Here is a 22,831-nt window from a genome sequence, read left to right as displayed (position 1 = left end):
CCGCTGCGGCTTACCAGGTCTGGGTGGCCTTGAACTTCTCGATACCGGCTTTCAGGCCTGCGTCGATTTCGTCGTTGAAGTCACCCTTCACGTTGATCTTCGCCATCAGCTCAGCGTGATCACGGTTGAAGAAGGCGATCAGTGCTTGCTCGAAGCTACCGATCTTGGAGACTTCTACGTCAGTCAGGAAGCCACGCTCAGCGGCATACAGCGACAGGGCCATGTCCGCGATGGACATCGGCGCGTACTGCTTCTGCTTCATCAGCTCGGTAACGCGCTGACCATGCTCCAGCTGCTTGCGGGTCGCTTCGTCCAGATCGGAAGCGAACTGGGCGAATGCAGCCAGTTCACGGTACTGAGCCAGAGCGGTACGGATACCACCGGACAGCTTCTTGATGATCTTGGTCTGAGCGGCACCACCTACGCGGGATACCGAAACACCGGCGTTCACTGCTGGGCGGATGCCCGAGTTGAACATGGCCGATTCCAGGAAGATCTGACCGTCGGTGATGGAAATCACGTTGGTCGGAACGAACGCGGAAACGTCGCCAGCCTGGGTTTCGATGATCGGCAGGGCGGTCAGGGAACCGGTCTTGCCAGTGACTGCGCCGTTGGTGAACTTCTCGACATACTCTTCCGAAACGCGCGATGCACGCTCCAGCAGACGGGAGTGGAGATAGAACACGTCACCTGGGTACGCTTCACGTCCTGGTGGACGACGCAGCAGCAGGGAGATCTGACGGTAGGCAACGGCCTGCTTGGACAGGTCATCGTAAACGATCAGGGCGTCTTCACCGCGGTCACGGAAGAACTCGCCCATGGTGCAGCCGGCGTATGGCGCCAGGAACTGCAGTGCGGCGGATTCCGAAGCACTGGCAACGACCACGATGGTGTTGGCCAGGGCGCCGGCTTCTTCCAGCTTGCGAACGATGTTGGCAACGGTGGAACGCTTCTGGCCGACAGCAACATAAACACAGAAAATACCGGAGTCTTTCTGGTTGATGATGGCGTCGATGGCCATGGCGGTCTTGCCGATCTGACGGTCACCGATGATCAGCTCGCGCTGGCCACGGCCGACAGGGATCATGGCGTCGACGGACTTGTAGCCAGTCTGTACAGGCTGGTCTACCGACTTACGCCAGATCACGCCTGGAGCGACCTTTTCGACCGCGTCGGTTTCGGTGGTGGTCAGAGGACCTTTGCCATCGATCGGGTTACCCAGAGCGTCGACGACGCGGCCCAGCAGGCCTTTGCCGACCGGAACTTCCAGGATGCGACCGGTGCACTTGGCGCTCATGCCTTCGGCGAGGGTGTCATAGGCACCCAGGATCACTGCACCTACGGAGTCTTGCTCCAGGTTCAGGGCCATGCCGAATACGCTGCCAGGGAACTCGATCATTTCGCCGTACATGACGTCGGCCAGACCGTGGATCCGCACGATACCGTCGGATACCGAAACAACGGTACCTTCGTTACGGGCTTGGGAGCTCACATCGAGGTTGTCGATGCGGCCCTTGATGATTTCACTAATTTCGGAAGGATTGAGTTGCTGCATTGCTCTGCTGCCCCTTCAAACTCAAGATTTCAATGCTTCGGCCAGTTTCGCGATTTTGCCGCGAACAGAGCCATCGATTACCAGGTCACCAGCGCGGATGACGACGCCGCCAATCAGGCTGGCATCCTCCGACGCGTGCAGGCGCACTTCCTGGCCTAACCGTGCACTGAGAACCTTGGCGAGTTTGTCTTGCTGTTCTTGGTTCAACGCGAAGGCACTGGTGACTTCCACGTCCACGGATTTCTCTTGCTCGGCCTTGTACAGGTCGAACAGGGCGGCAATCTCCGGCAGAAGCAGGAGACGGTCGTTTTCCGCGGCAACATGAATGAAATTCCGTGCCTGTGCATTGAACTTGTCACCGCACACGTCAATGAACGTGGCGGCCTTTTCTGCGCTCGTCAGTCGCGGGGCCTTGAGCAGGCGCTGCATGGTGTCGTCTTGCGACACCGCAGCAGCCAGGCCGAGCATGGCTGACCAATTGGCCAGTTGCTGATGGGCCTGGGCATGCTCAAAGGCAGCCTTAGCGTAAGGTCGGGCCAACGTGGTCAGTTCTGCCATGATCGCCCTCGCTTAAATTTCAGCGGCCAGTTTGTTAACCAGCTCCGCATGCGCGTTTTGATCGATTGTGGCGCCAAGGATCTTTTCAGCACCACCAACGGCCAGGGCACCCACTTGGGCGCGCAGGGCGTCTTTAGCGCTGTTCAGTTCCTGTTCGATCTCGGCCAGAGCCTGAGCCTTCACACGGTCAGCTTCGACGCGGGCCTGATCACGGGCTTCCTCGACAAGCTGAGCAGCGCGTTTCTTGCTTTGCTCGATGATTTCGGCTGCCTGTGCTTTAGCTTCGCGCAGTTGCTGACCCGCTTTCTCTTGGGCCAGCTCCAGGTCGCGAGCTGCGCGGTTGGCAGCGTCCAAGCCGTCGGCAATCTTCTTTTGGCGCTCTTGCAGGGCAGTGATGACCGGAGGCCACACATACTTCATGCAGAAGAGTACAAAAATCAGAAAAGCAACGGATTGGCCAATCAGGGTTGCATTAATGTTCACGCCAACACCTCGCTCGGTCTTAATTCATACAGCCATCAACTCGTGGTGACGAGTGATTAGCCGGCGATCTGACCAACGAACGGATTCGCGAAGGTGAAGAACAGAGCGATACCAACACCGATCATGGTTACGGCGTCGAGCAGACCGGCAACGATGAACATTTTAACCTGCAGCATCGGAACCATTTCTGGTTGACGAGCAGCGCCTTCCAGGAACTTGCCGCCCAGCAGGCCGAAACCAATGGCGGTACCCAGAGCACCCAGGCCGATCAGCAGAGCAACAGCGATAGCGGTCAGACCAACTACAGTTTCCATCTTTCCTCCCGACTTTTACGTCGTATTGGTTAGGTTTTTAGTTTGAAGCGGTAAAACAAATCGTTTGGTACAGCATGCCCTTGCGGACTTTTTAAGCCCTCCCCCCGAACAGGCGGGGAAGGCTATCAGACACGCCAGGCGGTCTTAATGGTTATCTTCGTGAGCCATCGACAGGTAGACGATGGTCAGCATCATGAAGATGAAAGCTTGCAGGGTGATGATCAGGATGTGGAACACAGCCCACGCCCATTGCAGCACCACACCCAGGCCGCTGAGCCACAGCAGGCCGGAGCCGAACATTACAGCGATCAGGATGAACACCAGTTCGCCGGCATACATGTTGCCGAACAGACGCAGTGCCAGCGAGATCGGCTTGGCGATCAGGGTGACGAATTCCAGCAGGAAGTTGACCGGAATCAGCAGGATCTGAACGAAGATGTTCTTGCTGCCGAACGGGTGCAGGGTCAGCTCACCGATGAAGCCGCCCAGGCCCTTGACCTTGATGCTGTAGAAGATGATCAGGGCGAACACGCAGAAGGCCATGGCCAGGGTCGCGTTCGGGTCGGTGGTCGACACGGCGCGGAACGGAATGTGCGGGTCACCGGAGATCAGGATGGCCAGCTGAGGAATCCAGTCGACCGGTACCAGGTCGACGGCGTTCATCAGGAATACCCAGACGAAAATGGTCAGCGCCAGCGGAGCGATTACCGGGCTACGGCCGTGGAAGGAGTCCTTCACGCTGCCGTTGACGAAGTCCACCATCACTTCTACGAAGTTCTGCAGGCCGCCAGGTTGGCCGGAAGTCGCCTTCTTGGCCGCCATGCGGAAGATGAACAGGAAGATCAGACCCAGCGCGACGGACCAACCCAGGGTGTCCAGGTGGAACGCCCAGAAGCCCATTGCCTTGGCTTCTGCAGCCGAATGGGCGAAGCCCCAGCTGCCGTCTGGTAGTTGACCGTAGGTCAGGTTCTGCAAGTGGTGCTGGATATAGCCCGAAGCGGTTTCTGCTGCCATGGTTGCCTCAAACGCCCTAAGGTCTCGAAAGTCTTTTATTCATCAGCAGGGGCGCGAACCAGCTGACCAAAAGGGTCAACACGAAGACGCCGAATACTGCTAGCGGCGCCAGTGGCTTCACTCCTGCGAAGGTCAGTGCAAAAAGCACTGCCGTCAAAATCATCTTGCCTGCCTCGCCAGCGTAGAACGACTTGACGATGGCTTGTGCCGCCCGGGCCCCGCTGAAGCGAAAAGCCTTCCAGGCGAAATACACATTGGGTAGCCAGGCAATCAAACCTCCGCAAAGGCCTGAATATCCACTGACCGCCCCTTTCCACTGCCACAACACCAACGTTGCCAGCAGCAGTACGACGAATTGAGCCAGCAGTACCGGGAAAACCGCCCAGCGATGGAAAGGCAGGCGGTTTGGCGTGCGGATTTCCATCACAACTGCTCCTCGGAAGTCGACCAGCAAGTCAGTTATGACTTGGCATAATTTGTGCCGACAAAATGCGCGCAGAGTATAGGGGTGGATTAACCCCTATTCAACTATTCGGTAGTGATTTCCGACTGCGCGCTACAACGGGAATTGTTTCAGCGGATGTGAGCAAGCACGCCTTGCAACTCGTCAAGCGAGTTGTAGCGAATAACCAATTGGCCTTTGCCCTTGTTGCCATGGCGTATCTGCACGGCCGAGCCCAGGCGCTCTGCGAGCCGCTGTTCAAGGCGTGCGATATCCGGATCAGGTTTGCTCGGTTCGACCGGATCAGGTTTGTCGCTGAGCCACTGGCGAACCAGTGCCTCGGTTTGGCGCACGGTGAGGCCACGTGCGACAACATGACGCGCCCCCTCTTCCTGGCGGTGTTCTTCCAGGCCGAGCAATGCACGGGCGTGGCCCATCTCCAGGTCGCCATGGGCGAGCATGGTCTTGATCGCGTCAGGCAGGGTGATCAGGCGCAGCAGGTTGGCCACGGTTACCCGCGACTTGCCCACGGCATCGGCCACCTGTTGCTGGGTGAGCTCGAACTCCTGCTGCAGGCGCTGCAGGGCCAGGGCCTCTTCCAGCGGGTTGAGATCTTCGCGCTGGATGTTCTCGATCAGCGCCATGGCGATGGCGGCTTCGTCGGGCACTTCGCGGACCATCGCCGGGATCTTGTCCAGGCCAGCCTGCTGGGTGGCGCGCCAGCGGCGCTCACCGGCGATGATCTCGTAGCGGTTGCCATCGATCGGGCGCACCACGATCGGTTGCATCACGCCATGGTTGCGAATCGAGTGCGCGAGCTCTTCCAGCGCCTCCGGGTCCATGTCCCGGCGCGGCTGGTACTTGCCACGCTGGATCAGCTCGACCGGCAGGTGTTGCAGTTCTTTCTGGTCGATCTTCACAGCCTGCTCTTCGAGCGCGCTGACGGAAGGACCATTGAGCAGTGCATCCAACCCACGTCCGAGACCCCGTTTCTTGACGGCCATACGGATTCCTTAAGTTGTTTGTGCAGTGCGTGATTGACGGCGTTGACGGCGTACCAGTTCCCCGGCCAGGGCCAGATAAGCCAGCGCGCCTCGCGATTGCTTGTCGTAGGCTAGGGCCGGCATGCCGAAGCTCGGGGCCTCGGCCAGGCGAATGTTGCGCGGAATGACCGTGTCGTACAGCTGCGGGCCAAAGTGCTCCTTCAGCTGCGCCGAGACATCGTTGTTCAGGCTCAGGCGCGGATCGTACATGGTCCGCAGCAGGCCCTCGATCTTCAGCTCCGGGTTCAACCGGGCGGCGATGCGCTTGATGTTATCCACAAGATCGCTGAGACCTTCCAGTGCGTAATACTCGCACTGCATCGGAATGATCACGCCATCGGAAGCGACCAGGGCGTTGAGCGTCAGCATCGACAGCGACGGAGGGCAATCGATGAGGATGTAGTCGTAGTTCTCGCGGATAGGCGCCAAGGCGTTGCGCAGGCGGCTCTCCTTGACCTGCATTTCCAGCAGCACCACTTCGGCGGCTGTCAGGTCACGGTTGGCCGGCAGCAACTGGAAACCACCGTGCTCGGAGTAATGCATGGCCTGGGCCAGGTCGCATTCCCCGATCAACAGGTCGTAGACCGAGTGCTCGAGCTCGTGCTTGTCCACACCGCTGCCCATGGTGGCGTTGCCCTGCGGATCGAGGTCGATCAGCAGCACACGACGCTTGGTCGCGGCCAGCGAGGCGGCGAGATTGATACAGGTGGTGGTCTTGCCCACACCACCTTTCTGGTTCGCGATTGCGAATACCTTAGCCATTGTTGCGTGTGTTCCCAGTCATGCCTTGCGGCGCAGTATCAGCAGATGGCGCTGGCCCTGGCAACCTGGAACGGTCAGAGCCTGCTCGCTTTCCACTGTGAAGTCTGCGGGCAATGCTACCAGTTCATCGGCAGGATGCAGCCCCTTCATTGCAAGCCATTGCGTCCCGGTGTCGCCCAGGTGGCGGGTCCAGTTGGTGAAGTTCTCCATGCTGCTGAAGGCGCGAGAGATGATTCCGCTGAAAGGTTGTGCCGGCTGGAAGGCTTCGACCCGGCTGTGGATAACCGTGAGGTTGTCCAGCTTGAGCTCCATTTTCACCTGGGTCAGGAAGCGGGTCTTCTTGCCATTGGCGTCCAGCACCGTCACGCGCTTGTGCGGATGCAGGATAGCCAATGGGATGCCGGGCATGCCACCGCCACTGCCGACATCCAGCCAGTTGTCACGCTCGCTGTGGATAAACGGCATGACACTGAGGCTGTCGAGCAGGTGACGCGACACCATTTCGTCGGGGTCGCGCACGGCGGTGAGGTTGTAGGCTTTGTTCCATTTGATCAGCAGGGCGAGGTAGCCGAGCAGCTTCTCGTGATGCTCGGCGCTCAGCTCGACACCGAGCTGGCGCGCACCTGTGGACAACTCTTCAGCGTGTTGCGGGGTGACCAGGGAACTCAAGCGCTTTGCTCCAATTCGCGGCCAGCGCCGCGTTTTTTCAAGTGAATCAGCAACAGGGAAATCGCCGCCGGGGTCACGCCCGGGATACGCGAAGCCTGACCCAGGGTTTCCGGACGGGTCTGGCCCAGCTTGCCCTGGATTTCCTTGGACAGGCCGGAAATCGTCGAGTAATCGATATCCACAGGCAGGCGGGTGTCTTCGCTGGCACGCAGACGTGCGATTTCATCCTGCTGGCGATCAATGTAACCAGCGTACTTGGTGCGGATTTCGACCTGCTCGGCGACCTGTGGATCAATCGCTTCACCGCCGGTTGCCTCGATCAGCCCGGCGTAGTCGATTTCCGGGCGCGCCAGCAGGTTGAGCAGACTGTACTCGTGGCTGAGCGGAGTACCGAACTTATCCACAATGGCCTGGCCTTGCTCGGTGTTCGGGCGGACCCAGGTCGACTTCAGACGCTGCTCCTCGCGTTCGATGCCGTCGCGCTTGGCGCAGAAGGCGGCCCAACGCTGATCGTCGATCAGGCCGAGTTCGCGGCCCTTTTCGGTCAGGCGCAGGTCGGCGTTGTCTTCGCGCAGGATCAGGCGGTACTCGGCACGCGAAGTGAACATGCGGTACGGCTCCTGGGTACCCAGGGTAATCAGGTCGTCGACCAGTACGCCGATGTATGCCTCGTCGCGGCGCGGGCACCAGCTGTCTCGGCCCTGCGCCCGCAGGGCCGCGTTGGTCCCGGCCAGCAGACCTTGGGCGCCGGCTTCTTCGTAACCGGTGGTGCCGTTGATCTGGCCGGCGAAGAACAGGCCGCCGATGACTTTGGTCTCGAGGCTGTACTTGAGGTCGCGCGGGTCGAAGTAGTCGTATTCGATGGCATAGCCAGGGCGCACGATGTGGGCGTTCTCCATGCCGCGGATCGACCGCACCAGCTCCAGCTGAACGTCGAACGGCAACGAAGTGGAAATACCGTTGGGGTACAGCTCATGGGTGGTCAGGCCTTCCGGCTCAATGAACACCTGGTGGCTTTCCTTGTCGGCGAAGCGGTGGATCTTGTCTTCGATTGACGGGCAGTAGCGCGGGCCAACACCTTCGATGACACCCGAGTACATCGGCGAACGGTCGAGGTTCGAGGCGATGATCTCGTGGGTGCGCGCATTGGTGTGGGTGATCCAGCAGCTCACCTGACGCGGGTGCATCTGGGCGTTGCCCATGAACGACATCACCGGGATCGGCGTATCGCCTGGTTGCTCGGTCATCACCGAGAAGTCCACCGAACGGCCGTCGATGCGCGGCGGGGTACCGGTTTTCAGGCGGCCGACGCGCAGCGGCAGTTCACGCATGCGGTGGGCCAGGGCAATCGAAGGTGGATCGCCGGCGCGACCACCGGAATGGTTTTGCAAACCAATGTGGATAAGCCCGCCGAGGAAGGTACCGGTGGTCAGTACCACCGATTCGGCGAAGAAACGCAGGCCCATCTGGGTCACCACGCCTTTGACCTGGTCCTGCTCGACGATCAGGTCGTCGCAGGACTGCTGGAATATCCACAGGTTCGGCTGGTTTTCCAGGATTTCACGCACCACTGCCTTGTAGATGGCGCGGTCGGCCTGTGCACGGGTGGCGCGTACGGCCGGGCCCTTGCGGTTGTTCAGAACGCGGAACTGGATGCCGCTCTTGTCGGTGGCCAGCGCCATGGCGCCGCCGAGGGCATCGATCTCTTTGACCAGATGGCTTTTGCCAATACCGCCAATGGCGGGGTTGCAGCTCATGTGACCGAGGGTTTCCACGTTATGGGTCAGCAGCAGGGTTTTCACACCCATGCGTGCAGACGCAAGCGCAGCCTCGGTACCGGCATGGCCGCCGCCGATGACGATCACTTCAAAACGGGAAGGGAAATCCACCACGCACCTCGTGCCTGTTTTTGCGAATAGAGAAGGTAAGCGGACAAGTATAGGGACTTCACCCCCTTTAAAGAAACCGTCTGAGCAAATTTTGACCAGTCTGTGGATGAGTGGCAGCCAACAGAAATCAAAGAGGAAGAATTTAAAAAAGCTTTGTTTTTATGTTTATTCTTATGCACAAGCTTTACTGTGGATAAGGTTATGCAGGCCTTTATTCATGCCGTGTAGAGAAAAATTAAACCCTGTGGCTGGAGTACCATGAGGGCTATGGATAACACGATTTAGCCTGTGGATTAAATGGCTGTTTACCCACAAGCGGGTTTGTCCTCAGAAAAAAAGCCTGCTTATCAACGGAGCTGAAGGCGAGTTTTCCACAGGGCTCCTGAGAGCAGATTGGGGTAGGTGAATGAAAAAAATGTGAACCTGCACCGGCCTCTTCGCGGGTGAACCCGCTCCCACAGGGGTCTGCACAGCCTGCAGGTGCGGCGCGTTTTCCGTAGGAGCTGCGAAATTTGAGGCAAAAAAAGCCGCTCCCGAAGGAGCGGCTCTTGGTTTTGCCTGGCTGTGAATTACTTGCCGATGCAGAAACTGGAGAAAATCCGCCCCAGCAGGTCATCAGAGCTGAATGCCCCGGTAATCTCCCCCAGGGCCTGCTGCGCCTGCCGCAGGTCTTCCGCCAACAGCTCACCCGCGCCAGCCAGGGTCAGTTGTGCACGGCCATGTTCCAGGTGCTCACTGGCCTGGCGCAGGGCATCCAGATGGCGCCGGCGAGCACTGAAGCCACTCTCGGCCGTCTGTTCATAACCCATGCAGGCCTTCAGGTGGTCACGCAGCAACTGCAGCCCTGCATCGTCCCCTTTGGCACTGAGGGTGATCGTTACATGCCCGTCATCGCACTGTTCCAGCGCTACCCGCTCACCACTAAGATCGGCCTTGTTCCGAATCAGCGTCACCTTGGCCGGGTCTGGCCGCTGGTCGAGAAATTCTGGCCACAGGGCAAACGGGTCGCTGGCCTCGGGCGCGGTGGAGTCCACCACCAACAACACCCGGTCTGCCTCGCCAATGGCCTTCAGCGCACGTTCCACGCCAATCTTTTCCACATGGTCATCGGTGTCGCGCAAACCGGCAGTATCGACCACGTGCAGCGGCATGCCGTCGATGTGGATATGTTCGCGCAGGATGTCCCGCGTGGTGCCGGCAATGTCGGTGACGATGGCCGCTTCCCGTCCGGCCAGCTGGTTCAGCAGGCTCGACTTGCCGGCATTCGGCCTACCGGCGATGACCACAGTCATGCCGTCACGCAGCAAAGCCCCCTGCCCGGCTTCACGCTGTACTTTGGACAACTCGCCCCGCACCGTATCGAGCATCGCCAGCACATGGCCGTCGGCGAGGAAGTCGATTTCCTCTTCAGGGAAGTCGATCGCCGCCTCGACGTAGATGCGCAGCGCAATCAACGCCTCGGTCAGGAAGTGCACGCGCTTGGAGAACTCCCCCTGTAGCGAACGCAGGGCATTGCGCGCAGCTTGGCTGGAACTGGCTTCGATCAGATCGGCTATGGCTTCGGCCTGGGCCAGGTCGAGCTTGTCGTTGAGGAATGCACGCTCGCTGAACTCACCCGGGCGAGCCAGCCGGCAACCAACCTGTACACAGCGCTGCAGCAGCATATCCAGCACCACCGGGCCACCATGGCCCTGCAGTTCCAGCACGTCCTCGCCGGTGAACGAATTCGGCCCGGGGAAGAACAGCGCGATCCCTTCATCCAGTACCAAGCCTTCCTCGTCGCGGAACGGGCCGTAATGGGCGTGGCGCGGGGTAAGCGTACGGCCGGTGATCAACTGGCCGGCCTTGGCGGCCAGAGGGCCGGACAACCTGACAATACCCACACCGCCGCGGCCCTGGGCGGTGGCGATGGCGGCGATGGTTTCACGCACAGTGTTCATGCTCGAAAGCCTCTACGACAAAAACGACAGATAGCAAAAACGCCCCACTAGGGGGCGTTTTTTATTCACAGGCTAGCGCAGTAGCCTGTCAAGCAGCAGCTTTTTTGCTGGCTGCTTCGATGCTGCGAGTGATGTACCACTGCTGTGTGATCGACAGGCAGTTGTTCACAACCCAGTACAGCACCAGACCAGCCGGGAACCACAGGAAGAAGAAGGTGAAAATGATCGGCATCATTTTCATCACCTTGGCCTGCATCGGATCCGGCGGCGTCGGGTTCAGGCGCTGCTGGATGAACATGGTGGCGCCCATGATGATCGGCAGGATGAAGAACGGATCCTTGATCGACAGGTCGGTAATCCACAGCATCCATGGGGCCTGGCGCATTTCCACGCTTTCCAGCAGTACCCAGTACAGGGCCAGGAACACTGGCATCTGCACCAGGATCGGCAGGCAGCCGCCCAGCGGGTTGATCTTCTCTTTCTTGTACAGCTCCATCATCGCCTGGGACATCTTCTGGCGATCGTCACCGAAGCGTTCCTTCAGTGCAGCGAGCTTTGGTGCGACGGCACGCATGCGCGCCATCGAACGGTAGCTGGCAGCCGACAGCGGGAAGAACAGGCCTTTGATCAGCATGGTCAGCACGATGATCGACCAGCCCCAGTTACCCAGCAGGCTGTGGATATGTTGCAGCAGCCAGAATATCGGCTGGGCGATGAACCACAGGAAACCGTAGTCGACAGTCAGTTCAAGACCTGGGGACAACTCTTTCAGCTTGGACTGGATTTTCGGGCCGGCATACAGCATGGCGCTGGTTTCGACCTTGCCGCCAGCAGGCACGCTGATGGCCGGGCCGGTGTAGCCGATGATGTAGTTGCCTTGGCTGTCCTTGCGGGTCTGGACAACGTTGTTGTCCGACTTGGCCGGAATCCAGGCGGTCACGAAGTAGTGCTGCAGCCAGGCAACCCAGCCGCCGGACACATTTTCTTTCAAATTGCCTTTGTCGATGTCCTTCATCGAGACCTTTTTGTAAGGCTCGGAAGGGGTCCACAGGGCAGCGCCCAGGTAAGTAGCGGTGCCGGTGGCAGTGCTCGACGACGGATCGGAGCTGGCGTCACGCTTGAGCTGGGCAAACATGTTGCCGCTCCAGGCCTGGCCGCTCTGGTTGTCGATCAGGTAGCTGACGGTCAGGTCATACTCGCCACGCTTGAAGCTGAAGCGCTTGATGTAGTTGACGCCGTTGTCGCTGAACTTCAGGTCGACCACCAGTTGTTCCTGACCATCGGCCAGCTGGTAACCCTTCTTGTCAGTAGCGTACAGAGGGCGACCGGCAGGACGTGCATCCGGACCGTTGACGCCGGTCAGGCCGCTTTGTGCCAGGTAGACACGCTCGCCACCGTTGTCGAACAGTTGGAACGGAATGTCCGGGTGGTCCTGACGACGTGGGTACTGCGGCAGGTTCAACTGGACGATGTCACCACCGACCGGATCGATAGCCAGTTCCAGGACATCGGTCTTGACCCGGATCAGGTCCTTGCTGACCGCAACCGGCGCCAGTTCGGCAGCGCTGGTTTCGGCGTTGGCGCTTGGCACATCGGCGCTGGCGCCGGCATTACCGGCCGGTACGCCATCCGGCAAACCCGGGGCAACGGTGCTGGCAGCAGTATTCTGAGTCGGCAGGGCAGCCTGGCCGTAGTCCTGGTTCCACTTGAGGACCATGACGTAGGACACGATTGCCAGGGCGACGATCAGGATCGTGCGTTTAATATCCATGATTACTCGGCTATCGAAGAAGTTCGGGAGGAAGGAGCGGGAGGAACGGGATCGAAACCGCCGTCGTTCCACGGATGACAACGCCCCAGGCGACGAACGGCTAGCCACCCACCACGCCAGAGGCCGTGGTTTTCGATGGCTTCATAAGCGTAACAGGAGCAACTGGGGAAGAAACGACAGTGGTTGGCCATCAGAGGACTAATGGCGTAACGGTAAAACTGGATCGGAACGAGCGCCAGTTTACGCATCTTGGCTGTCTACCCCTGCGGAATTGGCGGTCACTGCTGGAGTGGGCCGGCTGCGCGCCAGGCGTTTCCAGAGTTTGCCAAAGTGTTGGTGCAATTCCGGGTTTTCTATCTCACCCAATCCCTTGCGCGCGACGATCACAATGTCCAACCCGGCAAGCAATTGCTGGTTCAGGCGAAAGGAATCGCGCATCAAGCGCTTGAGGCGGTTGCGTTGAACGGCGAGCTTGACGCTCTTCTTGCCGATCACCAGGCCAAGGCGTGGGTGATCGAGGCCGTTCTCGCGAGCAAGGATCAGCAGGTTTTTCCCTGGAACCTTGCCGGTTGGGGAGTCGAAGACCGCTTTGAAATGTCGGGGTGTAAGCAGTCGCTTTTCCCGACTGAAGTCCTGACTCACCACCTGTGCCGAAAAATCAAATGGCCAGACGCTTACGGCCTTTGGCACGACGACGCGACAGAACAGCGCGGCCGTTCTTGGTAGCCATACGGGCACGGAAGCCGTGGGTGCGCGCGCGCTTGATGGTGCTTGGTTGGAAAGTACGTTTCATGGCGTGTTACCTGGTTTGTCGACGACGGGCCGGGATGGCCCCCTTTTTAAGAGACCGGCGATTCTAGAGAAAGCAAGCCCGTAGGTCAATTTCCAACCAGTCTTTCCATATAGAGCACGTGATGGACGGTGCGTGCTTGTCCATCTCCCAAGGGTGCTTGATCGGACACACGAATTGGGGACAACATGAAAAAAAAGAAGAGACATATAAAAAGCTTTTCTGAAGAATCTATAAATCTTAAGTGGATAACCTTCTGTGGATAACCTGCTTGAGGCTAGAAAATCCGGGCTGTACAGAGTTTTACAACTGTGTTCTCAACCGGTGCTGCGCTTGTTTTCTTCGTGGTCAAAAGCTGTGGATTAAATAGCCGCTTATCCACAGATGAGTTATCAACAGGCCTGACCTTGGGGTTGTGCATAGCGCTCATGGTTGCTTATCCACAGGGCTTATTCACAGTGCGAAGAAGCCGTTTTGGTCGATAAATGGCTGTTTTGTCATGGTTCCTAACGTGTCCACATGTGGATAACTGAACGCTCGACCGGTACAATGGCGGTTTGTTTTTGCCTCATCCGGCTTTCAAACTCAGGGGATATCCGTGTCAGTGGAACTTTGGCAGCAGTGCGTGGAGCTTCTGCGCGATGAACTGCCTGCCCAGCAATTCAACACCTGGATCCGTCCGCTACAGGTCGAAGCCGAAGGCGACGAGTTGCGCGTCTATGCGCCTAACCGTTTCGTTCTCGATTGGGTCAATGAAAAGTACCTGGGTCGTTTGCTCGAGCTGTTGGGCGAAAACGGCAGCGGCATTGCGCCTGCCCTTTCCTTGTTGATCGGCAGCCGTCGCAGCTCTGCGCCACGTGCCGCACCCAATGCGCCAGTAAGTGCTGCGGTGGCCGCCTCGCTGGCCCAGACCCAGGCTCAGAGCCAGACACAGAAGGCAGTGCCGGCAGCGGTCGAACCCGTCGCCGTGGCGGCGGCCGAGCCTGTGCTGGTCGATGAACTGGCCGAGCCATCCTCGCGTGATAGCTTCGATGCCATGGCCGAACCGGCTTCTGCGTCGGCTGGCAGTGCCCGGACCGAACAGCGCACCGTGCAGGTTGAAGGTGCGCTCAAACACACCAGTTACCTGAACCGCACCTTCACGTTCGACACCTTCGTCGAAGGTAAGTCGAACCAGCTGGCGCGCGCGGCTGCCTGGCAGGTGGCAGACAACCCCAAGCATGGTTACAACCCGCTCTTCCTTTATGGTGGTGTGGGCCTGGGTAAAACCCACCTCATGCATGCTGTGGGTAACCACCTGCTGAAGAAGAACCCGAACGCCAAGGTCGTGTACCTGCATTCGGAGCGCTTCGTCGCGGACATGGTCAAGGCGCTGCAGCTCAACGCCATCAATGAATTCAAGCGTTTCTACCGCTCGGTGGATGCGTTGCTGATCGACGATATCCAGTTCTTTGCCCGTAAAGAGCGCTCGCAGGAAGAGTTTTTCCACACCTTCAACGCCCTGCTCGAGGGTGGCCAGCAGGTAATCCTTACCTCTGACCGCTACCCCAAGGAGATCGAAGGCCTGGAAGAGCGTCTGAAGTCGCGCTTTGGTTGGGGCCTGACGGTGGCGGTCGAGCCACCAGAGCTGGAAACCCGCGTGGCGATCCTGATGAAGAAGGCCGACCAGGCCAAGGTTGAACTGCCGCATGACGCGGCCTTCTTCATTGCCCAGCGCATCCGTTCCAACGTCCGTGAACTGGAAGGCGCATTGAAGCGGGTGATCGCTCACTCGCACTTCATGGGCCGCGACATCACCATCGAACTGATTCGTGAGTCGCTCAAGGACCTGCTGGCGCTCCAGGACAAACTGGTCAGTGTGGATAACATTCAGCGTACCGTCGCCGAGTACTACAAGATCAAGATCTCCGATCTGTTGTCCAAGCGTCGTTCGCGTTCCGTGGCGCGTCCACGCCAGGTGGCCATGGCCCTGTCCAAGGAACTGACCAACCACAGTCTGCCGGAAATCGGCGACATGTTCGGTGGTCGCGACCATACGACCGTGCTGCACGCCTGCCGCAAGATCAACGAACTGAAGGAATCCGACGCGGACATCCGCGAGGACTACAAGAACCTGCTGCGGACGCTGACGACCTGATGGCCGTCTGCGCAGCTAATTGAAGGCAAGGGACTAGACCATGCATTTCACCATTCAACGCGAAGCCCTGTTGAAACCCCTGCAACTGGTCGCCGGTGTCGTCGAGCGCCGCCAGACCTTGCCGGTCCTGTCCAACGTATTGCTGGTCGTGCAAGGCCAGCAACTGTCGTTGACTGGTACCGACCTGGAAGTCGAACTGGTAGGCCGCGTGCAACTGGAAGAGCCGGCCGAGCCTGGCGAAATCACTGTCCCGGCACGCAAGCTGATGGACATTTGCAAAAGCCTGCCGAACGACGTCCTGATCGATATCAAGGTCGACGAGCAGAAACTGTTGGTCAAGGCCGGCCGCAGCCGCTTTACCCTGTCGACCCTGCCAGCCAATGACTTCCCGACCGTGGAAGAAGGCCCGGGCTCGCTGACCTGCAACCTGGAACAGAGCAAGCTGCGCCGCCTGATCGAGCGCACCAGTTTCGCCATGGCCCAGCAGGATGTGCGCTACTACCTCAACGGTATGCTGCTGGAGGTTTCCCGCAACACCCTGCGAGCTGTGTCCACTGACGGTCACCGGCTGGCGCTGTGCTCCATGAGCGCACCGATCGAGCAGGATGATCGCCACCAGGTCATCGTGCCACGCAAAGGTATCCTCGAACTGGCACGCCTGCTGACCGACCCGGAAGGCATGGTCAGCATCGTCCTGGGCCAGCACCACATTCGCGCCACCACCGGTGAATTCACCTTCACTTCCAAGCTGGTGGACGGCAAGTTCCCGGACTACGAGCGCGTACTGCCCAAGGGCGGTGACAAGCTGGTGGTCGGCGACCGTCAGGCGCTGCGTGAAGCCTTCAGCCGTACTGCGATTCTTTCCAACGAAAAGTACCGCGGTATCCGCCTGCAACTGGCTGCTGGCCAACTGAAAATCCAGGCCAACAACCCGGAGCAGGAAGAAGCTGAAGAAGAAATCAGCGTGGACTACGAAGGTAGCTCGCTGGAAATCGGCTTCAACGTCAGCTACCTGCTGGACGTGCTGGGCGTAATGACTACCGAGCAAGTTCGTCTGATCCTGTCCGATTCCAACAGCAGTGCCCTGCTGCAGGAAGCTGGCAATGACGATTCTTCCTACGTTGTCATGCCGATGCGTCTGTAACGTAGCAGGCGAAATGTCTCTTCGACGTATCATGGTCACCGCGGTGCGCAACTTGCACCCGGTGACACTCTCACCGTCCCCCCGCATCAATATCCTTTACGGCGCCAACGGCAGCGGCAAAACCAGCGTGCTTGAGGCCGTGCACCTGCTCGGGCTGGCGCGCTCGTTCCGCAGCACCCGCCTGAACCCGGTTATCCAGTACGAACAACCGGCCTGTACCGTGTTTGGCGAAGTGCAATTGGCCGAGGGTGGCAGCAGTAACCTGGGTGTATCCCGGGAGCGGCAGGGGGAGTTCACTATTCGCATCGATGGGCAGAATGCGCGGAGTGCGGCGCAACTGGCTGAATTGCTACCGCTTCAGCTCATCAATCCGGACAGTTTCCGCTTGTTGGAAGGCGCTCCGAAAATACGCCGCCAGTTCCTGGATTGGGGGGTGTTCCACGTGGAACCTCGTTTTCTGCCAGCCTGGCAACGGCTGCAGAAGGCACTCCGGCAGCGGAACTCATGGTTGCGGCATGGTACACTTGACCCAGCTTCGCAAGCCGCCTGGGACCGGGAATTGTGCCTGGCCAGTGCGGAAATAGATGAATACCGTCGCAACTACATCAAGGCCTTGAAGCCCGTCTTCGAGCGAACCCTGAGCGAACTGGTCGAGCTGGACGGGTTGACCCTTAGCTACTACCGAGGCTGGGACAAGGACCGGGAACTGCAAGAAGTACTCGCTTCCTCTCTCCTTCGCGATCAGCAGATGGGCCACACCCAGGCCGGTCCGCAGCGTGCTGATCTGCGTCTTCGTCTGGCTGCCAACAATGCAGCCGACATCCTGTCGCGTGGTCAGCAAAAGCTGGTGGTGTGCGCATTGCGCATTGCCCAAGGCCACCTCGTTAGTCAGGCTCGCCGCGGTCACTGTATTTATCTCGTGGATGACTTGCCGTCCGAACTGGACGACCAGCATCGCCGCGCGCTGTGTCGCTTGCTTGAAGAATTACGCTGCCAGGTGTTCATCACCTGTGTAGATCACGAATTACTGAGGGAAGGCTGGCAGACGGAAACGCCAGTTGCTTTGTTCCACGTGGAACAAGGCCGTATCACCCAGACCCACGACCATCGGGAGTGAATGCATGAGCGAAAATCAAACGTACGACTCCTCCAGCATCAAGGTGCTGAAAGGTTTGGATGCCGTGCGCAAGCGCCCCGGCATGTACATTGGCGACACCGATGATGGTAGCGGCCTGCACCACATGGTCTTCGAGGTGGTCGACAACTCGATCGACGAAGCCCTCGCCGGTCACTGCGATGACATCACCGTCATCATCCACCCGGACGAATCCATCAGTGTGCGCGACAACGGTCGCGGCATTCCGGTCGACGTGCATAAAGAAGAAGGCGTTTCCGCAGCCGAGGTCATCATGACCGTGCTGCACGCTGGCGGTAAGTTCGACGACAACTCCTACAAGGTATCCGGCGGTCTGCACGGCGTAGGTGTTTCTGTAGTGAACGCCCTGTCTGAGAAACTGGTACTGACCGTTCGCCGTAGCGGCAAGATCTGGGAACAGACCTACGTTCACGGTGTTCCACAGGCACCGATGGCGGTTGTCGGTGACAGCGAAACCACCGGTACCCACATCCACTTCAAGCCTTCGGCTGAAACCTTCAAGAACATTCACTTCAGCTGGGACATCCTGGCCAAGCGTATCCGCGAGCTGTCGTTCCTCAACTCGGGCGTTGGCATCCTGCTGAAGGATGAACGTAGCGGTAAGGAAGAGTTCTTCAAGTACGAAGGTGGCCTGCGTGCGTTCGTTGAATATCTGAACACCAACAAGACCCCGGTCAACTCCCAGGTGTTCCACTTCAACGTCCAGCGTGACGATGGCGTGGGTGTTGAAGTCGCCCTGCAGTGGAACGACAGCTTCAACGAAAACCTGTTGTGCTTCACCAACAACATTCCGCAGCGTGATGGCGGTACTCACCTGGTGGGCTTCCGTTCCTCGCTGACCCGTAGCCTGAACAGCTACATCGAACAGGAAGGCCTGGCCAAGAAGAACAAGGTGGCGACCACTGGCGACGACGCCCGTGAAGGCCTGACCGCGATCATCTCGGTGAAGGTGCCGGACCCTAAGTTCAGCTCGCAGACCAAGGACAAGCTGGTCTCCTCGGAGGTGAAAACCGCCGTGGAACAGGAGATGAACAAGTACTTCGCCGACTTCCTGCTGGAAAACCCCAACGAGGCCAAGGCCGTCGTTGGCAAGATGATCGATGCTGCCCGTGCCCGTGAAGCGGCACGTAAAGCCCGTGAAATGACTCGCCGTAAAGGCGCGCTGGATATCGCCGGCCTGCCAGGAAAACTGGCGGACTGCCAGGAAAAGGACCCTGCCCTTTCCGAACTGTACCTGGTGGAGGGTGACTCCGCGGGTGGCTCGGCGAAGCAAGGCCGCAACCGTCGTACCCAGGCAATCCTGCCGTTGAAGGGTAAAATCCTCAACGTCGAGAAAGCGCGCTTCGACAAGATGATCTCGTCCCAGGAAGTTGGCACGCTGATCACTGCACTGGGCTGTGGTATCGGTCGCGAAGAGTACAACATCGACAAGCTGCGTTATCACAACATCATCATCATGACCGATGCTGACGTTGACGGTTCGCACATCCGTACCCTGCTGCTGACCTTCTTCTTCCGTCAGCTGCCGGAGCTGGTCGAGCGCGGCTACATCTACATTGCCCAGCCACCGCTGTACAAGGTGAAGAAAGGCAAGCAGGAGCAGTACATCAAGGACGACGAGGCCATGGAAGAGTACATGACCCAGTCGGCCCTGGAAGATGCCAGCCTGCATCTGGACGAGTCGGCACCAGCGGTTTCCGGTGTACAGCTGGAAGCACTGGTGAATGAATTCCGTAGTGTCATGAAGACACTCAAGCGTCTGTCGCGCTTGTACCCGGAAGAGCTGACCGAGCACTTCATCTACCTGCCGGAAGTCAGCCTGGAACAGCTGGGTGACCATGCTGTGATGCAAGCCTGGCTGGCCAAGTTCCAGGAACGTCTGAACAACAGCCAGAAGTCCGGCCTGGTTTACAAAGCCAGCCTGCGCGAAGACAAAGAGCGCAACGTATGGTTGCCAGAAGTGGAAGTTACCTCCCACGGCCTGGCCAGCTACGTCACCTTCAACCGGGACTTCTTCGGCAGTAATGACTACCGTACCGTAGTCAACATTGGTGCCAAGCTGTCCAGCTTGTTGGGCGAAGGTGCTTATGTGCAGCGCGGTGAGCGCCGCAAGGCAATTGTCGAGTTCAAGGAAGGCCTGGATTGGCTGATGAACGAAACCACCAAGCGCCACACCATCCAGCGATACAAAGGGCTGGGCGAGATGAACCCTGAGCAGCTGTGGGAAACCACCATGGACCCAACCGTCCGCCGTATGCTCAAGGTCACCATCGAGGATGCGATCGCTGCCGACCAGATCTTCAACACCCTGATGGGTGATGCGGTCGAGCCGCGTCGTGACTTCATCGAAAGCAACGCGCTGTCGGTATCGAACCTGGACTTCTGATTCGGTGTAGGTTTACAGAAAAGCTGCACGCTTTCACAGATAGATGACCGGCCGGGCCCAGATTCTGGTCCCCACCGGTCAACATCAAGCTCGCACGCGCGGGCTTTTTTTTGCCTCTATTTTCTTCAGCCTCACCTGAAGGCCCCGAAGGCATTTGATGGCCGCCGTCATACCCGTAACTAGGTTAGCAACCTGTTCAGCGACAGAGGCTTCTAAGCAGTGAGCGATTCCACGCTGGTTGCAAAATTGCGGGCAGAGAATGAGCGACTTGTAGCCTTGCTTGAGGCGCATGGCATTGAGTGGCAGCTTCCAGCTGAGTCTGTATGTATGCCGGTACTGGGTAATCAGCCGCTCACCAACCTTGATACTGATAGCAAACTCGCTCTTTTCCGTAGCTTGTTCAAAGGACGTATCGACACCTACCCATTGCGCTGGGAAAGTAGAGGCGGCAAGTCTGGGTATGCACCTGCCTGTGCCAATGAATGGCGGCCCGGAATCTGTGAAAAGCCACTTATCAAATGCGGAGATTGTGGCAAGCGTCAACTCCTACCAGTGAACGACGAGGTCATTTATCGTCACCTCTCAGGGACTATTGTGGTTGGGGTCTATCCGCTGCTTTCGGATGATACGTGTCACTTCCTAGCTGTCGATTTCGATGAAGCTGACTGGCGAGAGGATGCGCTGGCGTTTGTGCATGCTGGCCGTTCTCTCGATGTTCCTGTAATTCTGGAAATCTCGCGTTCTGGCAATGGGGCACACGCGTGGATTTTCTTCCAAGACAAAGTGCCTGCCAGTGACGCCCGCCGTTTGGGAGCCGCGATCATAAGTCATGCTTGCGAGCGCACCCGACAGCTGTCACTCAGTTCGTACGACAGGCTCTTCCCGAATCAGGACTTTATGCCCAAGGGTGGGTTCGGCAACCTGATTGCTCTGCCGCTGCAGAAGCGAGCCAGGGCAAACAATCACAGTGTTTTTGTCGACGACTCACTGGAACCGTATCCCGATCAATGGGGGTTCCTGGCTTCTGTTCGGCGGATGAGTCCAGAAAGCATCCAGCCGGTTATCAATCAAGCCATGGGCAATCGAGATCCTTTGGGTGTTGCTTTTTTTGACGAGCAGAGTGAAGCCGAACCCTGGAAACATCGTGAGCCAACTTCCCGGTCGCTGACATGCCCTTTACCAGATACCCTCAACGTTACGCTGGCTAACCTGATTTATTTTGAGAAGTCACAGCTACCCCAGCCATTGGCTAACCAGCTCATTCGGCTTGCGGCTTTTCAAAACCCTGATTTTTACAAGGCGCAGGCAATGCGGCTATCGGTTTGGAATAAACCCAGAGTCATTGGCTGCGCTCAAAATTTCCCTCTGCATATTGGGATTCCTCGCGGCTGTTGGGATGCGGTAGAGGATCTCTTAAAAGACCACAAGATCACTCCGCAACTTCAGGATGAACGCTTTGCTGGCGCTGCCCTCGAGGTCAAATTCTTGGGTGCATTACGTCCAGATCAGGACGCGGCAATCCTTGCACTGATTCCGCATGACACAGGAGTACTTTGCGCCCCAACGGCGTTTGGTAAAACAGTAACCGCCGCTGCTCTAATTGCCAGGCGTAGAGTTAACACTCTGGTACTTGTGCATCGCACGGAACTGCTTCGGCAGTGGCAAGCCCGATTACAGACCTTCTTGGGCGTAGGAAAGGAGGTAGTCGGTACGATTGGCGGTGGAAAGCCTAAGACAACCGGGCTGATTGATATCGCTGTGATGCAGTCACTTTCGCGGAAAGGTGAAATCAGTGACCTGATCAAAAATTACGGTCAGATTATTGTGGATGAGCGTCATCACCTCTCTGCGGTCTCCTTTGAAGCATTACTACGAAGCGCCCCCGCGCGCTATGTGCTTGGTCTGACTGCTACACCCATCCGCCGAGACGGACAGCAGCCAATTATTTTCATGCAGTGCGGTCCCATTCGGCATACTGCGGCACGACCAGAAAATGCCCCCCACGATTTGTCAGTCACTCCTCGGATGCTTAGTGGTCCGGTTCCTGTATCTGATGGTGCGGGAATACAAGAGGTCTTCAAAAGACTTGCCGACGACCCGGGGCGTACTGCGCAGATCGTTTCAGAGATCCGCTCAGCCTATGAGCAAGGTAGAAAAGTACTAGTGTTGACGCAACGCACGGAGCATGTGGATGCCTTAGAGCAGGCACTGAAGGCGTATATTGAAAACCTCTTTACCCTTCATGGAAGAATGCCCAAGAAGCAGCGATTATCCCGTCTTGGAGAGCTTGAATCCTTGTCTGAAGACACGCCTCGAGTCCTCCTTGCTACGGGAAAACTGATTGGTGAGGGCTTTGATCATCCTGCATTGGATACACTCGTGCTGGCTATGCCCATTTCCTGGCGGGGAATCCTCCAGCAATACACTGGTCGATTGAATCGAACGCACACCGCCAAGACTGATGTACAAGTCATCGATTTTGTTGATGAGGGCAACGTCGCATTAATGCGAATGTGGGAGAAGCGAAAAATAGGCTACAAGATGATGGGGTATCGGCTGACGGACAGTCTGGCCACTATGAAACTTCTCTAGTGCCGCCTAATCTACGCCAATTGCCGTACTTGGTGATTGTTGATAGCGGCGTAGCCCCTCAAGTGGAAGCCATCCATCGTTTGTATGGGCGCGGTCTCTCGGTGTGCCGGGAGGAGACCTTCGGCGATTTTTCAGATGACGTTGTTGAGGAACTGCGCCGAGTGGAGTGGGACCATGATAGTTGGC

General features: G+C 58.1%; 20 protein-coding genes. 5 read left to right on the top strand and 15 right to left on the bottom strand.

The genetic code is table 11. The annotated features are described in order from the left end of the window. Window positions 1–10 precede the first annotated feature (10 nt). From atpA to rpmH, 15 genes are all read right to left on the bottom strand, one after another. The gene (gene atpA / locus WM94_RS00660; protein ID WP_013974906.1) at window positions 11–1,555 is read right to left on the bottom strand and encodes a F0F1 ATP synthase subunit alpha; all 1,545 of its coding nucleotides are present in this window, start codon (window positions 1,553–1,555) and stop codon (window positions 11–13) included. Between the two features lie 21 nt (window positions 1,556–1,576). Further along, entirely contained in the window at window positions 1,577–2,113 is a 537-nt protein-coding gene (locus WM94_RS00655; protein ID WP_003260034.1) for a F0F1 ATP synthase subunit delta, read from the bottom strand. A 12-nt stretch (window positions 2,114–2,125) separates the two neighbouring features. Continuing rightward, a complete protein-coding gene (locus WM94_RS00650; RefSeq protein ID WP_003260032.1) occupies window positions 2,126–2,596 on the bottom strand; it encodes a F0F1 ATP synthase subunit B in 471 nt (156 codons plus the stop codon). Between the two features lie 56 nt (window positions 2,597–2,652). Next, entirely contained in the window at window positions 2,653–2,910 is a 258-nt protein-coding gene (gene atpE / locus WM94_RS00645; RefSeq protein WP_003097235.1) for a F0F1 ATP synthase subunit C, read from the bottom strand. Window positions 2,911–3,054: 144 nt separating this feature from the next. Beyond that, a complete protein-coding gene (gene atpB / locus WM94_RS00640; protein WP_003260030.1) occupies window positions 3,055–3,924 on the bottom strand; it encodes a F0F1 ATP synthase subunit A in 870 nt (289 codons plus the stop codon). A gap of 16 nt (window positions 3,925–3,940) precedes the next feature. After that, window positions 3,941–4,348 (bottom strand): F0F1 ATP synthase subunit I, encoded by a 408-nt coding sequence (locus WM94_RS00635; protein WP_008092225.1) that lies wholly within the window; start codon window positions 4,346–4,348, stop codon window positions 3,941–3,943. Window positions 4,349–4,497: 149 nt separating this feature from the next. Further along, the gene (locus WM94_RS00630) at window positions 4,498–5,370 is read right to left on the bottom strand and encodes a ParB/RepB/Spo0J family partition protein (RefSeq protein ID WP_061550206.1); all 873 of its coding nucleotides are present in this window, start codon (window positions 5,368–5,370) and stop codon (window positions 4,498–4,500) included. 9 nt (window positions 5,371–5,379) lie between these two features. After that, window positions 5,380–6,171, bottom strand: coding sequence for a ParA family protein (locus tag WM94_RS00625; protein ID WP_012274913.1), 792 nt, complete (start codon window positions 6,169–6,171; stop codon window positions 5,380–5,382). Window positions 6,172–6,189: 18 nt separating this feature from the next. Further along, window positions 6,190–6,840, bottom strand: coding sequence for a 16S rRNA (guanine(527)-N(7))-methyltransferase RsmG (gene rsmG / locus WM94_RS00620; protein WP_003260025.1), 651 nt, complete (start codon window positions 6,838–6,840; stop codon window positions 6,190–6,192). After that, window positions 6,837–8,729 (bottom strand): tRNA uridine-5-carboxymethylaminomethyl(34) synthesis enzyme MnmG, encoded by a 1,893-nt coding sequence (gene mnmG, locus WM94_RS00615; RefSeq protein WP_015268403.1) that lies wholly within the window; start codon window positions 8,727–8,729, stop codon window positions 6,837–6,839. The genes rsmG and mnmG overlap by 4 nt, the downstream gene beginning before the upstream one ends. 569 nt (window positions 8,730–9,298) lie before the next feature. Beyond that, complete coding sequence (mnmE, locus tag WM94_RS00610; RefSeq protein WP_013970244.1) at window positions 9,299–10,669, bottom strand: tRNA uridine-5-carboxymethylaminomethyl(34) synthesis GTPase MnmE; 1,371 nt, start codon at window positions 10,667–10,669, stop codon at window positions 9,299–9,301. Between the two features lie 88 nt (window positions 10,670–10,757). Then, a complete protein-coding gene (gene yidC / locus WM94_RS00605) occupies window positions 10,758–12,440 on the bottom strand; it encodes a membrane protein insertase YidC (protein WP_039612381.1) in 1,683 nt (560 codons plus the stop codon). Between the two features lie 2 nt (window positions 12,441–12,442). After that, entirely contained in the window at window positions 12,443–12,688 is a 246-nt protein-coding gene (gene yidD, locus WM94_RS28630; RefSeq protein WP_015268406.1) for a membrane protein insertion efficiency factor YidD, read from the bottom strand. After that, the gene (gene rnpA, locus WM94_RS28625) at window positions 12,681–13,085 is read right to left on the bottom strand and encodes a ribonuclease P protein component (RefSeq protein WP_003253166.1); all 405 of its coding nucleotides are present in this window, start codon (window positions 13,083–13,085) and stop codon (window positions 12,681–12,683) included. The genes yidD and rnpA overlap by 8 nt, the downstream gene beginning before the upstream one ends. 13 nt (window positions 13,086–13,098) lie before the next feature. Next, the gene (gene rpmH / locus WM94_RS28620; protein ID WP_003253163.1) at window positions 13,099–13,233 is read right to left on the bottom strand and encodes a 50S ribosomal protein L34; all 135 of its coding nucleotides are present in this window, start codon (window positions 13,231–13,233) and stop codon (window positions 13,099–13,101) included. A gap of 595 nt (window positions 13,234–13,828) precedes the next feature. Between rpmH and dnaA the strand changes: the two genes are divergently transcribed. The 5 genes from dnaA to WM94_RS00575 all read left to right on the top strand — a co-directional run bounded on the left by dnaA (window position 13,829) and on the right by WM94_RS00575 (window position 22,645). After that, window positions 13,829–15,367 (top strand): chromosomal replication initiator protein DnaA, encoded by a 1,539-nt coding sequence (gene dnaA / locus WM94_RS00595; RefSeq protein WP_025337171.1) that lies wholly within the window; start codon window positions 13,829–13,831, stop codon window positions 15,365–15,367. A 40-nt stretch (window positions 15,368–15,407) separates the two neighbouring features. Beyond that, entirely contained in the window at window positions 15,408–16,511 is a 1,104-nt protein-coding gene (dnaN, locus tag WM94_RS00590; protein WP_015268408.1) for a DNA polymerase III subunit beta, read from the top strand. A 13-nt stretch (window positions 16,512–16,524) separates the two neighbouring features. Further along, window positions 16,525–17,628 (top strand): DNA replication/repair protein RecF, encoded by a 1,104-nt coding sequence (gene recF / locus WM94_RS00585; RefSeq protein ID WP_003260018.1) that lies wholly within the window; start codon window positions 16,525–16,527, stop codon window positions 17,626–17,628. Window positions 17,629–17,632: 4 nt separating this feature from the next. Then, complete coding sequence (gyrB, locus tag WM94_RS00580) at window positions 17,633–20,053, top strand: DNA topoisomerase (ATP-hydrolyzing) subunit B (protein ID WP_061550205.1); 2,421 nt, start codon at window positions 17,633–17,635, stop codon at window positions 20,051–20,053. A gap of 219 nt (window positions 20,054–20,272) precedes the next feature. Next, complete coding sequence (locus WM94_RS00575; RefSeq protein WP_061550204.1) at window positions 20,273–22,645, top strand: DEAD/DEAH box helicase family protein; 2,373 nt, start codon at window positions 20,273–20,275, stop codon at window positions 22,643–22,645. Window positions 22,646–22,831: the final 186 nt, after the last annotated feature.

The sequence above is a fragment of the Pseudomonas sp. ABFPK genome (assembly GCF_001586765.1).
Lineage (GTDB): Bacteria > Pseudomonadota > Gammaproteobacteria > Pseudomonadales > Pseudomonadaceae > Aquipseudomonas > Aquipseudomonas asiatica.
Note: the sequence above shows the minus strand (reverse complement) of the source record. Positions and strands in the feature narration are given on the sequence as shown.